Origin of the sequence: Pseudanabaena mucicola FACHB-723, from assembly GCF_014696385.1 — a bacterium.
Classification (GTDB): domain Bacteria; phylum Cyanobacteriota; class Cyanobacteriia; order Pseudanabaenales; family Pseudanabaenaceae; genus Pseudanabaena.
In genome coordinates this window covers 18,041-39,231 of the sequence record NZ_JACJQB010000018.1, presented here as the reverse complement: position 1 = coordinate 39,231, position 21,191 = coordinate 18,041, and the positions used below count along the sequence as shown (strand labels likewise).

At 43.1% G+C, this 21,191-nt stretch carries 22 protein-coding genes and 1 tRNA gene; 5 read left to right on the top strand and 18 right to left on the bottom strand.

Features of this window, described 5'->3' with window-relative positions; translation table 11 throughout:
- Positions 1-134 precede the first annotated feature (134 nt).
- From H6F41_RS10480 to H6F41_RS10470, 3 genes are all read left to right on the top strand, one after another.
- Positions 135-1,025 carry a bestrophin family protein gene (locus H6F41_RS10480; RefSeq protein WP_190403429.1) on the top strand — a complete coding sequence of 297 codons (891 nt, stop codon included), beginning with the start codon at positions 135-137 and terminating at the stop codon, positions 1,023-1,025.
- Between the two features lie 490 nt (positions 1,026-1,515).
- On the top strand, positions 1,516-2,475 hold the full coding sequence (locus tag H6F41_RS10475; protein ID WP_190403428.1) for an orange carotenoid-binding protein: 960 nt from the start codon (positions 1,516-1,518) through the stop codon (positions 2,473-2,475).
- A 97-nt stretch (positions 2,476-2,572) separates the two neighbouring features.
- Positions 2,573-3,340, top strand: coding sequence for a fatty acid desaturase (locus H6F41_RS10470; RefSeq protein WP_190403427.1), 768 nt, complete (start codon positions 2,573-2,575; stop codon positions 3,338-3,340).
- Between the two features lie 71 nt (positions 3,341-3,411).
- Here H6F41_RS10470 and H6F41_RS10465 read toward each other — a convergent pair whose 3' ends face one another.
- Positions 3,412-4,341, bottom strand: coding sequence for an energy-coupling factor transporter transmembrane component T family protein (locus H6F41_RS10465; protein ID WP_190403426.1), 930 nt, complete (start codon positions 4,339-4,341; stop codon positions 3,412-3,414).
- Between the two features lie 107 nt (positions 4,342-4,448).
- Here H6F41_RS10465 and H6F41_RS10460 point away from each other — a divergent pair, with 107 nt between their 5' ends.
- On the top strand, positions 4,449-5,747 hold the full coding sequence (locus tag H6F41_RS10460; protein ID WP_190403425.1) for a TldD/PmbA family protein: 1,299 nt from the start codon (positions 4,449-4,451) through the stop codon (positions 5,745-5,747).
- A gap of 70 nt (positions 5,748-5,817) precedes the next feature.
- Positions 5,818-5,891: transfer RNA gene (locus H6F41_RS10455), tRNA-Arg, on the top strand.
- A gap of 116 nt (positions 5,892-6,007) precedes the next feature.
- Here the strand turns inward: H6F41_RS10455 and era are convergent.
- The 17 genes from era to acnB all read right to left on the bottom strand — a co-directional run bounded on the left by era (position 6,008) and on the right by acnB (position 21,121).
- Entirely contained in the window at positions 6,008-6,916 is a 909-nt protein-coding gene (gene era / locus H6F41_RS10450) for a GTPase Era (RefSeq protein ID WP_190403424.1), read from the bottom strand.
- A gap of 91 nt (positions 6,917-7,007) precedes the next feature.
- Positions 7,008-7,565 (bottom strand): ribosome maturation factor RimM, encoded by a 558-nt coding sequence (rimM, locus tag H6F41_RS10445; protein WP_190403423.1) that lies wholly within the window; start codon positions 7,563-7,565, stop codon positions 7,008-7,010.
- Positions 7,566-7,614: 49 nt separating this feature from the next.
- Complete coding sequence (rnc, locus tag H6F41_RS10440; protein WP_190403422.1) at positions 7,615-8,298, bottom strand: ribonuclease III; 684 nt, start codon at positions 8,296-8,298, stop codon at positions 7,615-7,617.
- Positions 8,295-9,239, bottom strand: a complete 945-nt coding sequence (locus tag H6F41_RS10435) for a pentapeptide repeat-containing protein (protein ID WP_190403421.1) — start codon at positions 9,237-9,239, stop codon at positions 8,295-8,297. Before H6F41_RS10435 ends, rnc begins: the two co-directional genes overlap by 4 nt.
- 164 nt (positions 9,240-9,403) lie before the next feature.
- Positions 9,404-11,140: an ABC-F family ATP-binding cassette domain-containing protein gene (locus tag H6F41_RS10430; protein WP_190403420.1), complete on the bottom strand. Its 1,737-nt coding sequence runs from the start codon at positions 11,138-11,140 to the stop codon at positions 9,404-9,406.
- Positions 11,141-11,243: 103 nt separating this feature from the next.
- A complete protein-coding gene (locus H6F41_RS10425) occupies positions 11,244-11,882 on the bottom strand; it encodes a class I SAM-dependent methyltransferase (RefSeq protein ID WP_190403419.1) in 639 nt (212 codons plus the stop codon).
- Positions 11,879-12,331: an acyl-CoA thioesterase gene (locus H6F41_RS10420; RefSeq protein ID WP_190403418.1), complete on the bottom strand. Its 453-nt coding sequence runs from the start codon at positions 12,329-12,331 to the stop codon at positions 11,879-11,881. Before H6F41_RS10420 ends, H6F41_RS10425 begins: the two co-directional genes overlap by 4 nt.
- A gap of 54 nt (positions 12,332-12,385) precedes the next feature.
- Positions 12,386-13,417, bottom strand: coding sequence for a 3-deoxy-7-phosphoheptulonate synthase (gene aroF, locus H6F41_RS10415; protein WP_190403417.1), 1,032 nt, complete (start codon positions 13,415-13,417; stop codon positions 12,386-12,388).
- A gap of 169 nt (positions 13,418-13,586) precedes the next feature.
- Positions 13,587-15,098, bottom strand: coding sequence for a threonine ammonia-lyase, biosynthetic (gene ilvA, locus H6F41_RS10410; RefSeq protein WP_190403416.1), 1,512 nt, complete (start codon positions 15,096-15,098; stop codon positions 13,587-13,589).
- A gap of 1,070 nt (positions 15,099-16,168) precedes the next feature.
- A complete protein-coding gene (locus H6F41_RS19365) occupies positions 16,169-16,336 on the bottom strand; it encodes an HNH endonuclease (protein WP_408962540.1) in 168 nt (55 codons plus the stop codon).
- Positions 16,300-16,683 carry a hypothetical protein gene (locus H6F41_RS10400; RefSeq protein WP_190403415.1) on the bottom strand — a complete coding sequence of 128 codons (384 nt, stop codon included), beginning with the start codon at positions 16,681-16,683 and terminating at the stop codon, positions 16,300-16,302. Before H6F41_RS10400 ends, H6F41_RS19365 begins: the two co-directional genes overlap by 37 nt.
- A 424-nt stretch (positions 16,684-17,107) precedes the next feature.
- Positions 17,108-17,305, bottom strand: a complete 198-nt coding sequence (locus tag H6F41_RS10395) for a DUF2283 domain-containing protein (protein ID WP_190403414.1) — start codon at positions 17,303-17,305, stop codon at positions 17,108-17,110.
- Positions 17,306-17,334: 29 nt separating this feature from the next.
- Positions 17,335-17,532, bottom strand: coding sequence for a type II toxin-antitoxin system HicA family toxin (locus H6F41_RS10390; RefSeq protein WP_190403413.1), 198 nt, complete (start codon positions 17,530-17,532; stop codon positions 17,335-17,337).
- 3 nt (positions 17,533-17,535) lie between these two features.
- Complete coding sequence (locus tag H6F41_RS10385) at positions 17,536-17,778, bottom strand: DUF1902 domain-containing protein (RefSeq protein ID WP_190403412.1); 243 nt, start codon at positions 17,776-17,778, stop codon at positions 17,536-17,538.
- A gap of 93 nt (positions 17,779-17,871) precedes the next feature.
- Complete coding sequence (locus H6F41_RS10380; protein ID WP_190403411.1) at positions 17,872-18,141, bottom strand: hypothetical protein; 270 nt, start codon at positions 18,139-18,141, stop codon at positions 17,872-17,874.
- A 5-nt stretch (positions 18,142-18,146) separates the two neighbouring features.
- Positions 18,147-18,419: a BrnT family toxin gene (locus H6F41_RS10375; RefSeq protein ID WP_190403410.1), complete on the bottom strand. Its 273-nt coding sequence runs from the start codon at positions 18,417-18,419 to the stop codon at positions 18,147-18,149.
- A 101-nt stretch (positions 18,420-18,520) separates the two neighbouring features.
- Complete coding sequence (gene acnB, locus H6F41_RS10370) at positions 18,521-21,121, bottom strand: bifunctional aconitate hydratase 2/2-methylisocitrate dehydratase (RefSeq protein ID WP_190403409.1); 2,601 nt, start codon at positions 21,119-21,121, stop codon at positions 18,521-18,523.
- Positions 21,122-21,191 lie beyond the last annotated feature (70 nt).

The following is a 21,191-nucleotide window of genomic DNA, read 5'->3' as shown; positions in this document are numbered from 1 at the left end:
CACCCCTATTTCTTGTGTTTACAGGTCGATTTCTTCGGTGAGAAGGGAGTAGGTATAATTAAAACCCAAAGCTAAAACCTGTGACGCACGCTGTACCACAGGTTTTAATTGTAACCAGATACTTAAAACTGTTAATGAAAAAAAAGGATGGATGGTTTTATATTGCCCTGAGTTGGCGAGGCTCAGTTGTCCCAGAAGTATTGCCCCGCTCGATATTATGCGGATTATTTGGAGGTATCGTTTATATAATGCATCTCTACCAAATCCAAGTTTCTCTCCCCATTCTTGGCAGTCTAATTCCCAATATTGTTTTAGGTTTATTACTTGTCTTTCGCACTAACACTGCTTATGAGCGATTTTGGGAAGGTCGCAAAGCATGGGGAAGTCTAGTCAATACAGTTCGCAACCTATCTCGCCAAATCTTAGTTGCCATTTCCGAAAATGAACCTTGCGATCGCAAAAACAAAATTGCCGCTGTTAAGCTATTACCAGCTTTTGCGATCGCATTAAAGCTCCATTTGCGATCGCAGCCACTCAATGCTGAACTTGAAGCCAACCTATCCCCAGAGAAATTTGCGCGACTGCGATCGATGAATCATCCTCCCCTCGAAATTGGATTTTGGATTAGTAACTATTTGCAAAAGCAATATCGACAGGAAAAACTCAGCCATTATCAACTAGTGGACATGATTCAACTGCTCAATCAAATGGTGGATGTTGTTGGCATTTGTGAACGTATTCTTAAAACGCCCATTCCTCTCGCCTATTCAATTCACCTCAAGCAACTGTTATTAATTTATTGCTTATCATTGCCTTTTCAGATGGTCGATCAATTGGAATGGATGACAGCTCCGATTGTGGCATTGATTAGTTTCACTCTTTTGGGGATTGAAGAAATTGGCATTCAGATAGAAGATCCCTTTGGGCATGACCCCAATGATTTACCTCTAGATAATATTTGTAATGCTATGCTTCGCAATATCGAAGATTTAATTATCGTTAGCATCGATCAGTACGAATCATAGTTTCAATCAGACATCAATATGCAAATAGTTGTATTTAATGAATTACTTTTTGGATTTAACAAAAATTTAGTTGCAAATTAAACATGAAGATTAGATATCAAAATTACTGATGATAACTATATATTAAAAATAATCATGGGTTTAATGCACTACAGTAATATGCTTTTGAGATTTTGAGGTCTTAATAGAATTTTAATATCTACCTTTAGAGGTTTTGAGTTGATCACCATAATGTGGGTATATATATGTAGGCAAATCAAAACATCAACAATAAAAAAGTTATTGCGATTTCCTAGCTTGCTAATCATTAATCCTAATCAAAGTTTTTAATTGCAAAGTCAGCAATATCTTTAAATTGGGTTTTTGATTGAGTCTTGGCTTTTAATAGAGCAGAAAATACAAACTCAGTTTTACACTTTAAGGTTTGTAGGTTCCTTCTATACACAAAGCACTAGTTTAAATTTTCCAGTCAAAACCTAAAGAATCTCCCATGACCTACACAATTAACTCAGCCAGAAGCATTTTCCCTAATACCCTAGCTGCCGACGTTGTACCTGCAACTACAGCCAGATTTAACCAACTAAGTCCCGAAGATCAACTCGCTTGGATTTGGTTTACTTACTTGGAAATGGGCAAAACTGTGACTATTGCCGCTCCTGGAGCCGCCAGTATGCAATTGGCTGAGTTGACCTTGAATGAAATCAAGAAAATGAGTTTCCAACAACAAACTCAGGTGATGTGTGACTTAGCCAATCGTGCTGACACTCCTATTTGCCGTACCTACGCCATTTGGTCACAAAATATCAAACTGGGCTTCTGGTATCAACTTGGGCAATGGATGGAACAGGGCATTGTTGCCCCAATTCCTGAAGGCTATCGCCTCTCTGCCAACGCTAATGCTGTGCTAGAAACCCTCAAGAGTTTAGAACCTGGTCAACAAATCACAATTTTGCGTAATTCAGTTGTCGATATGGGCTATGACCCCAACAAACTGGGTGACTATGTACGTGTTGCAGAGCCAGTCTCGCCTCCAAAAGAAATGTCTCAGCGTACTCAAGTCGCCATTGAAGGTATTGACAATGCCACTGTGTTGTCCTACATGAACAACCTCAATGCCAACGATTTTGATGCTTTGATTGATCTGTTCCTTCCCGATGGTGCTTTGCAACCTCCGTTCCAAAGACCAATTGTTGGTAAGGATGCAGTGTTGAAGTTCTTTAAAGAAGAATGTCAGAACTTGGTACTCGTACCAGAAAGAGGTGTTGCAGAACCAGCAGATGGTGGCTATACCCAAATCAAAGTTACTGGTAAAGTACAGACTCCTTGGTTCGGCTCTGGCGTTGGTATGAATATTTCTTGGCGTTTCTTACTCGATCCTAGCAACAAGATTTTCTTTGTCGCCATCGACTTACTCGCATCTCCAAAAGAACTGCTAAATCTAGCCCGCTAGATCAGGTTTGACCTTTAGAAATTAAAAGCGGCGCATTGCGCCGCTTTTAATTTCTGGGTTCTCGTTAGGTTCTGAACAATTACTATCTTTTGAGAATATGCTGCAAACATTTAGTGCATCACCAAGAACATTTGAAGTAGATGATTGGATAGGGTTATTGGTGGTGGCAGTTATCGTGGGGCTATGGTTTGCCAGCTTGTTAGGACTTCTATTTATCCCTAATGTCAGCTTTAATTTTCTCGCATTAATCTTGGCTATTTTAGGCAGAGCCTATCTCCATACAGGAATGTTTATTCTTGCCCATGACGCAATGCATGGCAATTTAATTCCCAATCATCGCCGATTAAATAATTTTATTGGTCGGGTTGCCGTCACTGTCTATGGCTTTTTACCTTACAATCTCTGCCATAGTAACCATGCTAAGCATCATCGTTACACCTCTCAAAGTGATGATCCTGATTTTCATGGCAGTAATCCTCATCCCGTATTTTGGTTTTTCAAGTTTATTCGCGAATACTTTCCATTGCGATCACTGCTCATTTTTATGATCAATATGAGCGTGATTTTTTGGGGATTAATGCTGATTTTCCATGTATCAATGGTTAATTTAATCTGCTTTTGGATTTTGCCACTAGTGTTGAGTTCCCTACAATTATTTTATTTTGGAACTTATTTACCCCATCGCCAAATCCATCGCAATCCTAATTTTCTACCCCGTCCGACTAGCAATTCCTTGACAATTTTATGGTCATTTTTGAGTTGCTACAATTTTGGACATTATCATTGGGAACATCACGAATATCCCAAAACTCCTTGGTATCGTCTGCATAATGTCCACCGCATCGATTACAGCGCAAAGCGCTGAATTAAATTTTTTGTCGCTATGAAATAGTCGATTCCGAAATAATCCTCGATTAACAGTAACAGCTTCTGAAGTTAGACCTGATTACCAAATAAGATCCTGACTCCCCACAGGGTAATTAGGAAGATTAATAGGAGGATGTCTTTGGGGAAAAACTTGAGCGGATTCCAAACAACAAGGTGAGTATTGGGGCTGGTAAAACCCCGCACTTGCATCGCACTGGCGGTTTGCTCAGCCCGAATAAATAGATTATCAATCAGCCTTTCCGCAAGAATTAGCCAAATTTGAGTAGTTCTTTTAAATCCAAGTCTTTTCCAATTAATCGAACGAGTTCGCATCGCCCTACCAAGGTTCTGGACTTCTTCTAGAACTAAAGGCACAAAACGTAAGGCAAGAGTGAGGGTTAAGACAATTTCCACGACGGGAATTTTGATCCATTTTAAAGGTGCAAAAACGGAAGCGATCGCAGCAGTGATTTCTTCGGGGGCAGTGACTAGCAAAAATAGGGTAGGTGCATAGAGATAGGTGAAAATCAATGTGCATACGCGCCCGCCCAAGTCTAAGGATTTGCGAGTAATCGTGATATTACCTGCTTTCCAAAGTACATAACTATAGGAGGTAGGCTGAGGCAGCTTTAGGGTGAGTGGTGCGGTATTAACTGCGGGATTGGTGACTGTGGTGTTATTGATTTCGGGGATGGGGCGACGGGGTTGGCTATTGACATTAAAGCCATCGGGCGAAAGTGTTGCGATCGCAAATGTCATAAAAGCGAGTAATAGCAAGATCCCCATTTGCTGCTTCCAAACGCGCATCGGAATATTTGAAGAGAAGGTGAGGACAATTAATGAAACTGCGATCGCAATCCGCCAAGTCTGATTAGCTTGAATTGGTGAGAGTAAAACCGTGAGTAAGCCAAATAACTTGATCCTTGGATCGAGTCGATGTAGCCATGTGATCGGCTGTTCGAGATAAAGTCCAATGGGAAGCGATCGCAGTATATCCACTATGTTCTGATGTTTTTCGGGGATTTGATTCTAGCAACTTACAATATAGCAAGAGAAGAGGCAGCACTTAAAAGTGCTGGCAAACTACAGCCCCTAAATCAATCCCCATGACTCTTAACCCTGAAGAATTATTAGATCTTGCCCTCAAATCTGGTGCCGAAGCCGCAGAAGTATACGTATCCACATCAGTCTCCCATCCCGTATTCTTTGAAGCAAATCGGCTTAAGCAGTTAGAAAGTATTGACTCGTCAGGGTTAGGCTTAAGGGTTTGGCAAGATGGACGCATGGGGCTAGTCACTGCCTATGGTGATGTAGAACCAGAGAACTTAGTACATCAAGCCCTTGATCTCAGTGTTTTAAACGAGCCTGTCGAGATTTTATTGCGCGATTCAACGGTTACTGACTATCCCAAGCTGTATGGACAGGAGGTGAGTGTTGAGCAAATGATCGAGTGGGGGAAAATTGCGATCGCAACGGTGCTTGAGCGCTATCCTGATGCAATCTGCACCGCAGACTGGGACTGTAGCCGCGAGACAATTCGCATCATCAACAGTAAAGGCTTAGACTGCGGTTATACCGATATTACGGTGGATGGTTCGCTGAGTGCTGAATTAACGCGAGGTGACGATTTTCTCAATGTTTGGTATGGACAATCAGAACGGGGTGATGTGCCGCCCGATGCGATTGCTCAAAAAGTATTGCAATATTTAGATTGGGCGAAACAAAATGCCCCTGCCCCATCGGGCAAAGTACCTGTGATTTTTACGGGAAAAGCCGCAGATTTGTTGTGGGGAGTGGTCGCAATTGCCATGAGTGGGCAACAGGTGCAGCAAAAATCAACACCTTGGTTGGACAAAATTGGACAGCCCGTCATTTCTGAGTTGCTAACCGTTACCCAACAGCCAAATTTCGGTATTTATAGCGCTCCCTTTGATGACGAAGGGACACCGACCCAAAACATAACTTGGATTGATCGCGGTGTTTTACAGGGCTTTTATGGTGATTTGCAGACTTGTCAAGATCTGGGCATAGCGGCGACGGGCAATGGTTTTCGCGGCGATCTTGGTAATTATCCCAGTCCCGCCCTGTTCAATTTTGCGATCGCAGCCAGCCAAACGATTCAGGGTGATATTGTCGAGCTAGCCGCTACCCTCAAAAATGGTCTGATTGTTGATCAAGTTCTTGGTGATGACACTGATATATCAGGCGACTTTTCCATCAATGTGGATTTGGGATATCGGGTTAAAAATGGCAAAATCATCGGTCGCGTCAAGGACACGATGCTATCAGGTAATATCTATCAAGCACTCAATCAAGTCATCGCTGTCGGTAGCCATAGACATTGGCATGGATCACTCTATGTACCTGCAATGATTATTGAAGGCTTATCAGTTACCAGTCACTAGTAATTGCTATAATAATCACGGCATAGCAAAGCTAAAAATAGCGTTGCTATTTTTAGCTTTGAAAATCATTGGAACCGTAGCTCAGTTGGATAGAGCGAGCGCCTCCTAAGCGCTAGGCCATCGGTTCGATCCCGATCGGTTCCGTTACTCGAATCATACTCCCTTCCCACCCAAGAAATAGCGATGCGCGGAGCAGCCGCGCATCGCTATTTCTTGGTTTTATATGTCCTAAGCAAAACTTTTTTGCTATATTTTTCTGATTATTCGACTCTGTAACCAAGGTCAGATAATTGAAACCTTGAAGAGCGCCATTTAGGTTGAACTTTAACGAAGATTTCTAAATGAACAGAACCCATTATTAACTTCTGCATTTGTTGCCGCGCATTTGTGCCTATCTCCTTCAGCATTTGTCCCTTCTTGCCAATCAAAATTCCTTTCTGAGAATCCCTTTCCACATGTACCGTTGCCATGACACGAGTGATTTTGGGTTGTTCGTCCACTTGATCAATGCTGACGGCAACTGAATGGGGAATTTCTTCGCGAGTTAGTAAAAGAATCTGCTCTCTGATTAACTCGCCCATAATGAAACGTTCTGGCTGATCGGTGACTAAATCAGGTGGGTAATAGTAAGGCCCAAGCGGCAAGCGATCGCACATCATGGCTTGTAATGATTCCAATCCTTCGCCAGTCACCGAAGAAAACTTGGCAACTTGCCAACCATGCTCAGTGGCAAATTCCTCATAACTAGCAAAAATTTCTTGGGCATTGTCGCCCAACATATCAATCTTATTGATTCCCAAAATAGCAGGCACTTTACTTTGGAGAATCGTTTCCGCCACAAAACGATCACCTGTTCCCATGCGCTCATTACCACCAACCACCAACACCGTAGCATCTACGGAAGAAATTGCGCCGATCGCATTTTTGACGATTGTTTGACCTAATAAATGGTGGGGTTTGTGAATACCGGGGGTATCGACTAAAACAATTTGAGCTTCGGGCAAGGTCAAAATACCCCGCAGACGATTGCGCGTCGTCTGGGCAACGGGTGAAGTAATGGCAATCTTTTGACCAATGAGTGCGTTGAGCAAAGTAGACTTGCCGACATTAGGTCGTCCAACTAGTGCCACAAACCCCGATTTAAACCCTTCGCCCGATTCTGGAATCATGATTATTTGTAAATTAGTTAAAATCTTTGCAGAGCAAAGTTAAAAGCCTTGCAAAGTAAGGCTTTTAACTAATTATACTGCCTATTGTCGATTATTCTGACAGGGGAGATTCTAACCACTTGTCAATGAGTCCCTTGGGAGGAGTAACTTCAATTCTTTTTTGCTTGATATCGACAAATGGAACAATTACTTCCACAAATGGAATTAACTCAATTTCGTTATTATACGAATTGCGAACTTCGAGTAAATCATTTCCTGCGGCGATGATACTAATCACTTCACCCAATAGCTTACCCGTGGTTTGATGGTAAACTTGGCAGCCTACCAAATCGGCAATCATATACTCGTTATGCTCTAGATAGGGACGATCGCTAGTGGGAATAAACATCAAATAATTACGCAGAGCCTCAGCGCGATCGCAATCATTAATACCTTCCAACCTAACCACAAATAGATTTTTTTTGCCTGCCACCTCTCGCCCCGACAACATCATAATCTCTTGTGGCTCGTCCTTCTCCGAAGCAGCAATCCAACGTTTACCAGCGTTCTCAAAACGTTCAGGAAAATCTGAATAGGACAAAATTCTCACTTCACCTTTTAGTCCTTGTGGTGAAACAATCTTGCCAATCATTAACCAATCTTCAGTCATATATTTCATCCTTGGCTTGCTAATTCCCTTAAAATAGGAATTAAAAAACCTATAACATTCTTTCTATTTGTTCTAAGGCATCGAGCGCGGCGGCTCGTTCTGCTTCTTTTTTACTAGAAAAATTTCGCAGACTCTGACCATATAGGCGATCGCCAACATATACTTTAGATGCAAATTCGGGTATGTGATCGGTTCCACCCACTTTTTCAGTGACGTACCTTGGCAAAATATGCCCAATATAGGACTGTACCCATTCCTGTAAGCGATTTTTGGCATCGAGATCGGCACGAATGTTGACTAATTCTGCTGGTACTGACTCAAATAAAGTCTCCACCGCAGGACGCAATGCCTCCACATCACAGTGGCAGTCTAAATAATAAGCCCCAACTATTGCCTCAAAAGCACAACTCAATAGGTTGTCACTTTTATTGCCGCCATCTCTCAAAGCCCCTTTACCCAGTAATATTTGTTGGTCTAAGCCAAGTGCGATCGCAAAATTTGCTAACTGCTTTTCATCCACTAAGGCAGCACGGCGGCGCGTCAGTTCGTCTTCACCTAATTCAGGATGTTGGCGATAAAGATACGATCCACTCAAGAAATTCAAAATTGCATCACCTAAAAATTCTAAACGCTCATTATCTGAGCCAGCCGTAGGATGCTCATGGACATAAGAACGATGGGTTAGAGCCATCCGTAATAAATTGTCATTTTTAAAGGTAAAGAGATTTTTCATAGACGACAAGCTCGTTGGGAAATTGAACCATCAGGCAAAGTCGTATTGCAGATAATGGTTATTTTCATCCAACCAACATCCAAGGCTGCATGTTTTAAATTAGCACCTGTGAGGTTTGCACCTGTGAGGTCAGCACCTGTGAGGTCAGCACCTGTGAGGTCAGCATCTGTGAGATCGGCATTCCATAGATTTGAGCCATTAAAACAAGCTCCGCGTAAAATTGTGCCACTCAAGATCGCCTTGCTTAAATTGCTGCCGATAAATCGGACATGGCTAAGGTTAAGACCACTTAAATTCGCTAAACGTAAATTAATTTGACTAAAATCAACCCGATCTAGATCCGCTTCCCGTAAGTCTACTTCACTAAGATTTGCCCCTTTGAGGTTTGCTCCATGCAGGCTGGACTCACTGAGATTCGCTTCGCTAAGGTCAGCATTTTCTAAATTAGCGCGACTTAAGTTAGCCCGAAATAGAAAAGCATGATGCAAATTTGCGTCACGCAAGTCGGTATTAGATAAATTTGTCTCAATTAGATAGGCTTTTTGGAGATTTACTCCCCTAAAATCCTGACCATGAAAACTGGTGCAATTTAAAATAGCTGTCCTCAAATTAGCGCGAACCAAACTAACATTTGTGAATTGCGCCCCACTCAGACTAGCGTGATCAAAGTTGGTGCGGGTAATATTGGCATTGCTGAGATTGGCATCTAATAAAGATGCACCAGACAGATCCGCATCGGATAAGTTGGCACCTGATAGATCCACATTACAGAGAGTTGCCTCCCATAGATTTGTAAAAACTAGATTTGCATTGCGTAAAATTGCGTAACTTAGATCAACTTTACTTAAATCTAATCCTTCTAAATCTGCTCCCTCAAAGTTTCGTTCTCCTTGGGCATAACGTTCTATCAAATTGCGTTTTCTGGCAATATGATTCAACATAAAAGAAAGATGTCTGTGTCAAAAAGAACGGATGCGTCTCTCTCGTTCGTCAATCTCTGGTGAAACCCTCGCGAGGGATAATACTCACTCAAAACAATCTTTAATGATCATTTCAGGATCATATCGTAACTCATGCCAATGATTCCACCATAGATGATTGCATATTACTTTGCTTTCGCCTTTTGTTGTTGCTTTTCTTGACGTTTTTCTGCTTGCTTGGCTTTTTCTTTTTCTCGTTTTATTGCTTCTTTGGCGGCTTTGGCTGCTAGTTCAGCCTTGTGCTTAGCTTCTCTAGTCTCCTCTTCCCTCTTTTCTTGGTAGTAGGCATAATCCCCTGCGTATACGCAAAGATCACCATCTCGGATCTCTACAATTTTATTGGCGACTTGGGAGATAAAGTAACGGTCATGGGAGATCACTGCCACAGTGCCTTCGTACTCTCTTAGAGCGGCTTCCAGCATTTCCTTGGCAGGGATATCAAGGTGGTTAGTCGGCTCATCGAGAATCAAAAAGTTAACGGGGGTCAGCAGCATTTTGGCAAGGGCAAGCCGCGCTTTTTCGCCACCACTGAGGTCGCGCACACTCTTAAATACAGTGTCGCCACTAAATAGAAATTTGCCCAATACGCCGCGAACTTCTTCATGGGTCATCTTGGGAAAGTCGTCATGGATGGTATGAAATACGTCTTTCTTAAGGTCGAGAGCTTCAGCTTGATTTTGTTCAAAGTAGCCCACAAGCACATTATGACCGAGGACAATTTCGCCTTCGTTATAGGCTTCTTTGCCCACTACCATTTTTAAAAGCGTCGATTTACCTGCACCATTGGGTCCCAAAAAAGCAACCCGATCCCCTCGTTCAATTTCTAGATTTGCGCCTAAAAACAAGATTTGCTCCCCATAGGCATGGGTAAGATCTTTGATTTCAACGGTGACACGTCCACTCCGCGAGGCTGGGGGAAAGTGGAATTTGAGGGTGCGGACATCGCTTTCGGGAGCTTCGATGCGATCAATTTTGTCCAGTTGTTTTTCGCGACTCTTGGCTTGGGTACTGCGGGTGGCACTGGCGCGGAAACGATCAACGAATACCTGTTGTTTTTCAATATATTTCTGTTGCCGCTCAAAGGCAGCTCCCTGTGCTGCCTTTGCTTCAGCTTTTTGAGCTAGGTATGATGAATAATTGCCTAAATAAGTGGTGGATACGCCACGTTCAGTTTCCACAATGGAGGTGCAGAGGCGATCTAAAAATTCGCGGTCATGGGAGACAATTACCATCGGTGTACTTAGCGATCGCAAATATTTTTCCAACCACTCAATTGTTTCTAAATCCAAGTGATTGGTCGGTTCATCCAGCAATAACAGATCAGGGGATTGCAGCAAAATCTTGCCCAAGCCCATCCGCATCTGCCAACCGCCGCTATATTCGCTCACAAAACGCTCACCATCTTCAGCTTTAAACCCTAAATCTGGCAGGAGTTTGTCAATGCGACTTTCGAGTTCATAGCCATTGTGGTCTTCAAACTGACGCTGGAGGCGATCCATCTTCTTAAGAATCGGCTCATAGTCTTCACCATCTTGCAAGTTTTCGAGGTGATGATGGACGATTGCTAATTTCTTTTGAATTTCGCGTACTTCCTGAAAGGCTTGCCACATCTCCTGCTTGACCGTGCGCGTCTCTTCAATGTCAAACTCTTGACTAAGATAGGCAATTTTTAAGCTCGAAGGTCGCACAATTTGCCCTGCGGTCGGTTCGATTTCCCCTGCAATAATTTTGAGCTGTGTTGATTTCCCCGCACCATTGACACCGACTAAGCCGATACGATCACCTGTTTTGACTTCCCAGTTAACGTCTTTGAGGACTTCGCCAGTGGGATAAATTTTCTGAATATGTTCAAGACGAAGCATAGATTTAGGGGAGCAACAAAACTTAACTTTTTATTAAGATTATCATTTTTTTGTAACAAATGCAGCAAATCCGCGAAAAAGGAACAGCAATGCTGTTCCTTTTTCACGACTGTTCGCCAACTTTGACCGATCGCAAAACCTGTAGACTCCCACCCGCATAGAGTTGGCAAGATGCGACCTCAAATCCAGATTTAGCTAAAAGTTGGGTGAGATCAGTTTGGAGTAATTCCCATGCGGTTTCCGTTTCAAATAGCCACAAAAACGTGGCAATCGGCAGCCAGAAGAGAGGATTAGTGGGGCGATGGAAGTCAATGATGATGAATTGACCGTTGTCAGCCAAAACTCGATGCACTTCTTGAATGATTTGTCGTAATTGTGCCGCATCCATTTCATGCATTGCTGTATTCGTGATGACGAGGTCAAAACTGCGATCACAAAAGGGCATTTTTTCCGCAAAGGATTCGACATACTCAGCTTGCGGTACATTTTGCTGGGCGCGTTTAATGGCTATGGGTGAAGCATCTAAGCCCGTGACATGCTGAAAATGTTTGACCATTTCCCTTGTCGCTTGCCCTGCACCACAGCAAAGATCAAGCACTTTCGCATCGGGATTAATTGTCAGATCCTTTAAGAACAAACGATGAAATCTCTTTTCACCACCAACACTAAGTGCCGCCAGCGCTGACACCGTATCGTAAAACCACTGATAGCGATAACTCCAATCACGCAAAATTGTTGTCATTTAGTAAGTTCTATCCATTTCAAAAGTTCCTCAGAAAGATTGCACCGTTTTCTGGTGTTTGGGTCGATGCAAGTATGTTTAGTTAACGCCTTGGCAATTGCCGCTTTTTCTAATTGCCCTTTAGTCCCATCAAGATTCACTTCAAAATCAGCAGCGAAATACAACTGATATTCAACTTGAAATGAATTGGCACTGGTTAAGGTCGGCTGTAGCAGAACCGTAATGCGATCACCGCAAAACATTGGCTTAAAAAAATCAATACTGGCATGGGTGATCGGTACTGCGATCGCAATGCCACGAAAAAAGTCCTGAAGTCTAATACCTGCACTTGCCAGTGAGTTTTCATAGGCTTCATGGCATATGGATAGACCATTTGCAAAATAAACAACTCCTGCGGCATCTGTGTCACGAAAATGAATATTACGATCGTAGCGAAAAGATCGATTCATATGGTTCTGCTGCTTCCTAGAGCAAGGATTCGCTTTGCGAATCCTTGCTGATAATTAACGTTCCATTACCTTAGCCATGTGATTAACTTTGAGCATGAGTTGATCAAAATCCTCAAAGGTCAGTGATTGCGGGCCATCAGACAAGGCTCTCTTAGGATTAGGATGCACTTCGATCATCAGTGAATCTACCCCCGCCGCAATGGAAGCCAAACTCATCGATGGCACATATTCTGACCAGCCAGTACCATGGCTCGGATCAATCATGATCGGCAAGTGGGTCAGCTTTCGTAGCACAGGAATCGCGGACAAGTCCAAAGTGTTGCGAGTATATTCGCGATCAAAGGTTCTAATTCCGCGTTCGCAAAGAATCACATTGGGATTACCTTCCGCGAGAATATACTCCGCAGCCATCAGCCAATCATCAATGGTGGCTGCAAGCCCCCGCTTTAACAGAATTGGTTTGTTCTGTTTGCCAACTTGTTTCAAAAGCGAGAAATTTTGCATATTTCTCGCCCCAATCTGCAACACATCAGCAACTTCCGCAATCTTCTCAATATCTGCCGTATCCATTACTTCGGTAATAATTCCCAATCCGCTCGCTGCCCGCGCCGCCGCCAATAACGATAGAGCGCTTTCGCCATGCCCCTGAAAAGCATAAGGGGAAGTGCGAGGTTTATAGGCTCCCCCCCTAAGAAACTGAGCACCTGCAGCTTTTACACGCATGGCAGTTTCCACAATCATCTCTTCATTCTCAACAGAGCATGGCCCCGCAACGACTACAAGGGGATAATGCTCACCGATCGCAATATCCCCATTGGGTGTAGGCACAATCACTACACTCGATTCATTTTGACGATATTCGCGGCTAGCCCGTTTAAAGGGGCGCTCCACTCGCAAAACCGTCTCAATCCAAGGGCTTAATTCTTCAATTCGATGCAGATCGAGGCTAGCAGTCTCGCCAACTAAACCCAGTACAACTTTATGTTTTCCCACAATTTTTTCGGGAGATAATCCCCAACTAGATAGTTCATCGCATATCCGCTCAATTTCTGTGGCGGGTGTTCCCATCTTGGTTACTACGATCACGGCTAGTCTCCTTTGCTTGTGATTTAGCAATTGATATTGCTATAAGTTCATTCCTACATCTTATCGTAAAGAAGCAAGAAAGGGATTACGATCAATGTTGTATCCACTCTTCCTTGAGAATGATATCTCAATAAAAAGACTGACACTTGATATCAATCTTTTATTGGTTTTATCCTAGAAATAGCTTGTAAACAGGGTTTTGACTTTCATCCCAATATCGATAGCCAAGGGTGTCGAGAAATGCTTGCCATGCTTCCATTTCTGAAGGAGGAACTTGTACCCCAACCACAATCCTTCCATAATCTGCACCATTATTCCGATAATGGAAGAGGCTAATATTCCAATTAGGACTCATTGAACCGACAAATTTCATCAACGCACCCGGCCTTTCAGGAAATTCAAAACGATAGAGAAGTTCATCATGGGCAAGGGGTGAGCGCCCACCCACCATATGCCGCAGGTGCAGCTTTGTTAGTTCATCATCGGTAATCTCGATCGCAGTGAAGCCATTTTCGGCAAAAGTCTTAGAGATATTGGCAGCATCGGCACGATTGACAATCTGGACACCGATAAAAATATGGGCAATTGATTGATCAGCAATTCGATAGCTAAATTCGGTCAGATTGCGATTACTCATATGTTCGCAGAATTTGCGTAAACTGCCCGATTGTTCAGGAATAGTGACGGCAAAAATTGCCTCGCGATGTTCTCCAAGTTCGGCTCGTTCAGCAACAAAGCGCAGACGGTCAAAGTTCATATTTGCCCCACAGGCGATCGCCACGAGGGTCTGACCTTCAATACCTTCTCGCTCGACATAAGCTTTTGCACCAGCGATCGCCAGTGCTCCCGCAGGTTCTAAAATTGAGCGCGTATCCTCAAAAACATCTTTGATCGCGGCACAAGTATTGTCAGTATCGACTAGCAAAATCTCATCAACATATTGCTGACATAGCCGAAAAGTCTCTTGCCCAACTTCGCGGACTGCCACACCATCGGCAAATAAACCAACCTGATCAAGACGGACTCGATGCCCTGCCCTTAGAGATTGCGACATCGCGTCAGAATCCACTGGTTCTACACCAATAATCTTGATTTCAGGTCGTAGGCGCTTGATATAAGCTGCCACGCCCGAAATTAGACCACCACCACCAATCGCCACAAAAATTGCATGGATGGGCTTTTGATATTGCCGCAAAATCTCCATGCCAATTGTGCCTTGCCCTGCAATCACATCGGGATCATCGAAGGGATGGATGAAGGTAAGATTTTTTTCAGCTTCAAGTTGCCTTGCATGGGCATAGGCATCATCATAGGTGTCGCCATGTAAAACCACTTCACCACCACGCATTTTAACGGCATTCACTTTCACCAATGGTGTGGTCACGGGCATGACAATAATTGCCTTTGTGCCTAGTTCGCGAGCGCTGAGGGCAACACCTTGGGCATGATTTCCCGCCGATGCGGCGATAACACCTTGAGATAGCAAATCGGGCGGTAGTTGCGCCATTTTGTTGTAAGCACCGCGCAATTTAAAAGAGAAAACCGATTGCATATCTTCTCTTTTGAGGAATAGCTGATTATGCAATCTTGCTGATAAATTTGGCGCTAGCTCTAGTAGCGATTCTTGCGCGACATCGTATACACGAGCCTTGAGGATTCTTTCTAAATAGTCAGATTGCACGGCGACATCAACTCAGTGATCAATTGGGCAGTCTTCAATTTTACTCTCTTTTGCGATCAGGAATTGCTACTACTCGCTTCTTATCTAGGGCAACCGCACATGTTCATGAATAAATAACGAAACTAAAGAAGGCAAAGTAAAATGACCAATATAACTACGCAAATCTACAATTACCGCCTCATTCGTCTGAGATTGAAGAACTCCAGACTGGTATTCAGCTAAGCCTTCGCGACATTCTTCAAGGATTTCTTTTCTTCTTACCTCATCATTTCTTTTTTGAGAATATCAATCAAGATTTCTTGCTGCTCTATTGATAATTGACTTACGGCATCAAGCACACTTTCAAATGTAAGCCTAGTAATAATTTTAGTCACTAAAAATTAGAGTGAATTCTAATTTTTTTTATCATCACGACCAGAAACTTCTATTTGCTTGCTTAATCGCCAATCCATCCCATAAACAGCGATCGCCTATCTAAAAAATCAATCAAACAGCGATCGCTCCTCAAAAAAAACAAAAATAATGTGATCACTATCCCTGAATTTATATCTAAATAGGGTTAACCGAATAAATATGACGGCTTACCGTAATTGAATAGATCCAGAAAAAATTGATACTGTATACACAACGTCGAGGAGATTTGGAATAGCATCCATTACCAAAAAACTTGGTAGCAAGCCTTTATCAAGCTTCACATATGCCAGCTAACAGCGAAGGGTTTGTAGGTTATTTAACCTATCTTCTTTCGGATACAATCATGAGTAAGTTGCCAATTGTAATTGCTCTGGTCAATGTAATAAGTAGTATGGTCGGAGTGGCATTTATGGCGGAGTCGCCACGAGCGAACGCTACTACTAACTCTTTGTAAGCTGACATTAAAGAATCTTAGGTATATTATCAAGGTAAATGCTAGGGGTTCGATCCCCTCTCCGCCGCTTTAAGGTTAGAGTGTTTGCTCAGATTTCCAACTTTCTCAACGCAAATCTAGCGACCGCTTGTCAAATCTTCGCAACCAGTGATCAGCGATCACCTATTCATTAAAAAGTTTTTAAAAGATTTAAGCAAAGCGTTTATTGAATATTCGCTCCCTTACTCCTATTGCAAGCCTCACACAAAAGTTCGATATTTCTAGTAGTGTTACTGCCACCCTTAGAAACAGGAATTATATGATCATATTCAAGATTTTCTCTACTACTACACTTTACACATTGACCAGAATCTCGTCTCCAAACTTCAATTCTAACTGCTTCGGGAATAGCAGGACGGGGAATGCTTCGTCTTTGTTCTTATTTAAAGTTTCAAGTTTATTTTTAAGTTTCTCAAAATATATTCTCTCTTCATCAAAGTCGTCTAATATCAGCAGCTTAACTTGCTCATCCGAAAAAACAATATTCTTTTTCAGTGAATAAGAATTGTTTTTAAAAAGCCACCATCCAGCTTCTGTTTTGACTGGCGATATATCCGATTCAGAAGCATAGAAAGATAACTTTTCATACACTTCATCAACTGAAGGAACCTGTTCTAATAGCTTTACCTTTGAGTCTCTACTAGCATCCCGCAATTTACGCCAGAACTCGTATGACATATGATATGGAAGCCAATTTCAATCGTGGTTACGCGGAAAAACAGCTTTTAATATTGGATGGTTTTTATAAATTCTTTTTGATTCCTCATCTTTGTCATCTTTACAAGTAATTGTGTTATCTCTCATGCATTTAAGTTCTTTTTTAGTTGGGAGATTCTTGTTCTCTAAAATAAAATCTTTTTGGATGAATTTAGGGCTTCTTGGCATAACGTGATGGAGTTACTGATATAAATGTGAAACATTTTACTAAGGTGCGTTCATGAAATGTAATGCACATTTTTCATGAAATCAATAAGCGATCATACACCTGTCAAAAAGCAATTAAGCGATTTTATCCATGAAATGAATAGGCGATCGCCACACTCACAAACCTATCAATAAGCAAGAAGCGATTTTACCTATGAGATGAAGGGCGATCGCCATTCTATGCAGCAATCTCTTGATAATCAATCTCTGGAATACCTACCCTTTCCTTAGCATGTTCAATTGTCATACTGCAAAGCTGACCATCCTCATCTAAATCCAACAAGGTATTCTCATTTAAATCCCGTGTTTCCGCAGGTGTTTTCTGAGAAAAGACGATGTAAAAAGTGTCAGTATCTGCAAAATATCTGATTTTCATGCTTTTGTCTTTCAAATTTTGGCGATATATTAAAACGCCTTTACTAACCCTGCTTGCTTTAAAACGGCATTAGCCGTATGTCGAGACTTAATCGCATTATCGACAACAAACCGTCGCTCTGTAATTGGACTATACCAAATCTCATGATCTCCCTTCCCGTGACGCTCAAAGTAGCAATTTGCCTCTAGAAGCAGTTTCTTTAATTCGGGAGTAAAAGAACTTGCCATGTTTTAAGCCACCTGAATTAGTTCTTGCCGATGAGTTACTAATTCAAACGAGATCACTTTTCGTTGATCATCAGTAGCCATGTGATGATTAGCAGCAAGTAATTCAGGAATCATCTGTTTAAGTTTATTAGTCAGGTGATCGAGATTATCAGCTTCCGTCACCAAGCCAAGAATATCTGAGCTTTCAGCAACCCAGACCTGAGCCTCTTGATCCCAAAACGCCTCTATTTTGTAATGACTTGTCATGCACAACAACCGATTAACTTAGTTTTTATTATAGCTATTGATGAAGACGCGATCGCCACACTCATAAACCTGTCAATAAGCAAGAGGCGCAATTTATCTTTTTTCAACTAACTCACCTTGTAAATATTTATGAACAATATCTTGAACAAAACTAGATACAGAAATACCAAGTTGATTCGCTAAACTATAAATTTTGTCAGAATCTTGAGTTGACATCTGCAATTCAATGTTTTGCTTTAAAATTTGCTGCTTCGCCATATTTTGAAAACGGGATAATTCTTCTTGTTTATTAGCAATACTCACCCATTCATCATTCTCGATACTTTCTAGTAATTCCTGTTCTTCTATATCTAAATGTTGCATAGTTCCTAATCTCCTAAATATATCTTTTTCATTTTACGGCTAGGAAAAATTGTTTTTAGAAAAACACCTGATTCGCTCTCAACATAAGGTACACAATACACATATCCTTTAACAGCGACTATGAAAACTGATTGATTTGAGTACTTATCAGAATTAGGATGCTCGATACTGTCTAACAAATATCTATCAGCGATCGCTTCCACAATATCTTCAAAAGATATACCTCTTTCCTGTTGGAGTAATTTGTTTTTTTCATCACTCCAAATAAACGCTTTCACAATGTAAACCAAAATATCTCATAATGATTCTCTTGCAAATGGTAAAAACTAGGGCAAGCCCTTTACAGACTCACCCTAAATATTATACGCAAATCAATTAACTACTTCGCCGCCATAGGCATACCCAAGATGTCCTCAATGCGAGGCATATCCTCTAAGGCAATCACTCGACCTTGATCTTCAAAATTGCTAATCTGATCGAAGTTGAGATAGCGATAGAGTTCACTGGCAAAAGGATCGATCTTCTTAGTGACGATCGCTTGATACTCTTCCACGGTTGGAATCTTGCCTAGCAAGGCACAGACTGCTGCGAGTTCAGCAGAACCGAGATAGACTTGAGCGTCCTTACCCATACGATTATTGAAGTTGCGGGTGGAAGTGGAGAACACTGTCGCACCATCAGCAACACGGGCTTGATTACCCATGCAGAGAGAGCATCCAGGGACTTCGGTTCTGGCTCCAGCCACACCGAAGGTGCTGTAAATTCCCTCTTCTTTTAGTTGGAACTCATCCATGCGGGTAGGTGGTGCAACCCAGAGACGCGCTTTCACGGCAGCTTCCTTTTCGAGAACCTTGGCGGCGGCGCGGTAATGTCCGATATTGGTCATACAAGAACCAATAAAGACTTCATCCACGCGATCGCCTGCTACTTCTGAGAGCAACTTCACATTGTCAGGATCGTTAGGTGCTGCAACAATTGGTTCCTTGATCTCATTGAGATCGATCTCGATGATTTCCGCATATTCGGCATCAGGATCGGCTTCCATTAATACAGGATTGGCGAGCCATTCTTCCATTTTGGCAATACGGCGCAAGAGGGTCTTGGCATCGCTGTAGCCACGAGCGATCATGTTCTTCATCAAGGCGACATTCGATCGCAAGTATTCGGCAACTGTCTCGGTGCTGAGCTTAATCGTGCTACCAGAGCAGGAACGCTCGGCAGTGGCATCAGTCAATTCAAAGGCTTGCTCAACTTTGAGATTGGGCAACCCTTCGATTTCCATAATCCGACCTGCGAAGACATTCTTTTTGTTCTTCTTCTCAACGGTGAGTAATCCGCGTTGAATCGCAATATAGGGAATCGCATTAACGACATCGCGCAGGGTGACACCTGCTTGTAATTCGCCAGTAAAGCGCACTAGAACCGATTCAGGCATATCCAAAGGCATGATTCCCAAGGCGGCGGCGAAGGCGACTAATCCAGAACCTGCGGGGAAGGAAATGCCTAAGGGAAAACGGGTATGGGAATCGCCACCAGTGCCAACGGTATCGGGCAAGAGCATTCTATTTAACCAAGAATGGATAATGCCATCGTTGGGACGGAGGGCTACGCCGCCACGATTGGAGAAGAAGTCGGGAAGTTCTTTATGGGTTTTGATGTCGGTGGGTTTGGGATAGGCAGCAGTATGGCAGAAGCTCTGCATTACCAAGTCGGCGCTAAATCCTAAGCAGGCGAGTTCTTGCAACTCATCGCGAGTCATAGGTCCCGTTGTATCTTGAGAACCAACGGTGGTCATTAAGGGTTCACAGGAAGTGTAGGGACGCACACCAGCCACGCCGCAAGCTTTGCCGACCATTTTTTGAGCGAGGGTGTAGCCTTTGCCTGTGTCGGCGGGAGTGGCGGGAAGGATGAACACATCGCTGGCAGGGAGTCCTAAAGCTTGACGGGTTCTGGCGGTGAGACTACGACCAATCAAGAGAGGAATCCGTCCACCTGCGCGAACTTCATCGGCGATCGTGTCGGGGGTGAGACTGAAAGTGGATAGGGTTTCACCTGCGGCGTTGGTGATTTTGCCCAAGCGCGTGTGGATCGTAATTACATCGCCAGTTTCCAATTTGGTGACATCGCACTGAATTGGTAAGGCTCCTGCATCTTCGGCAGTGTTAAAGAAGATCGGTGCGATCGTGCTTCCTAAAATCACGCCGCCCGATCGTTTGTTGGGAATGAAGGGAATATCGTTGCCGATGTGCCACAGCACCGAGTTAATCGCAGATTTGCGCGAAGAACCTGTTCCCACGACATCACCAACGAAGGCGACGGGATAACCTTTTTGCTTGAGTTCCGCAATAGTTTTCAATCCCGTAGGCATCATCGACTCCAACATACAGAGCGCATGGAGAGGAATGTCAGGACGCGAGAAGGCTTGGGATGCAGGCGAGAAGTCATCGGTATTGATTTCACCTGTGACTTTAAATACGGTTACGGTCACGGTTTCAGGCAAGGCGGGGCGACTGGTAAACCATTCGGCATTTGCCCATGAATCGATGACGGCTTTGGCTCTGGCGTTAGTTTTTGATAATTCTAAAACTTGATTAAAGGCATCAAATACGAGCAGGGTCTTCTTGAGAGCTGTCGTCGCCAAGTCGCCTAAGTCATCATTGGTGAGCAAATCAATTAAGGTCTGCACGTTATAGCCACCGACCATTGTGCCGAGCAGTTCCACCGCATAGCTAGGGGATACTAGGGGCGATCGCAATTCCCCCTTAGCGATCGCTGTTAGCCATCCTGCTTTTACATAGGCAGCTTGATCGACTCCAGGGGGGATGCGATCGCGTAGTAACGCTAGTAAAAATTCCTCTTCGCCTGCGGGGGGATTTTGCAATAGCTCACACAGGGCTGAGGCTTGCTGAGCATTGAGAGGCAAAGGGGGAATTCCTTGGGCTGCACGTTCGGCAACATGGTCACGGTAGGCTGACAACATACTTCGTTATTTCTAATTCTTTACAAAAACTTAACCTATTATCGATCCTATTAAACTTTGGCGCTTAAAA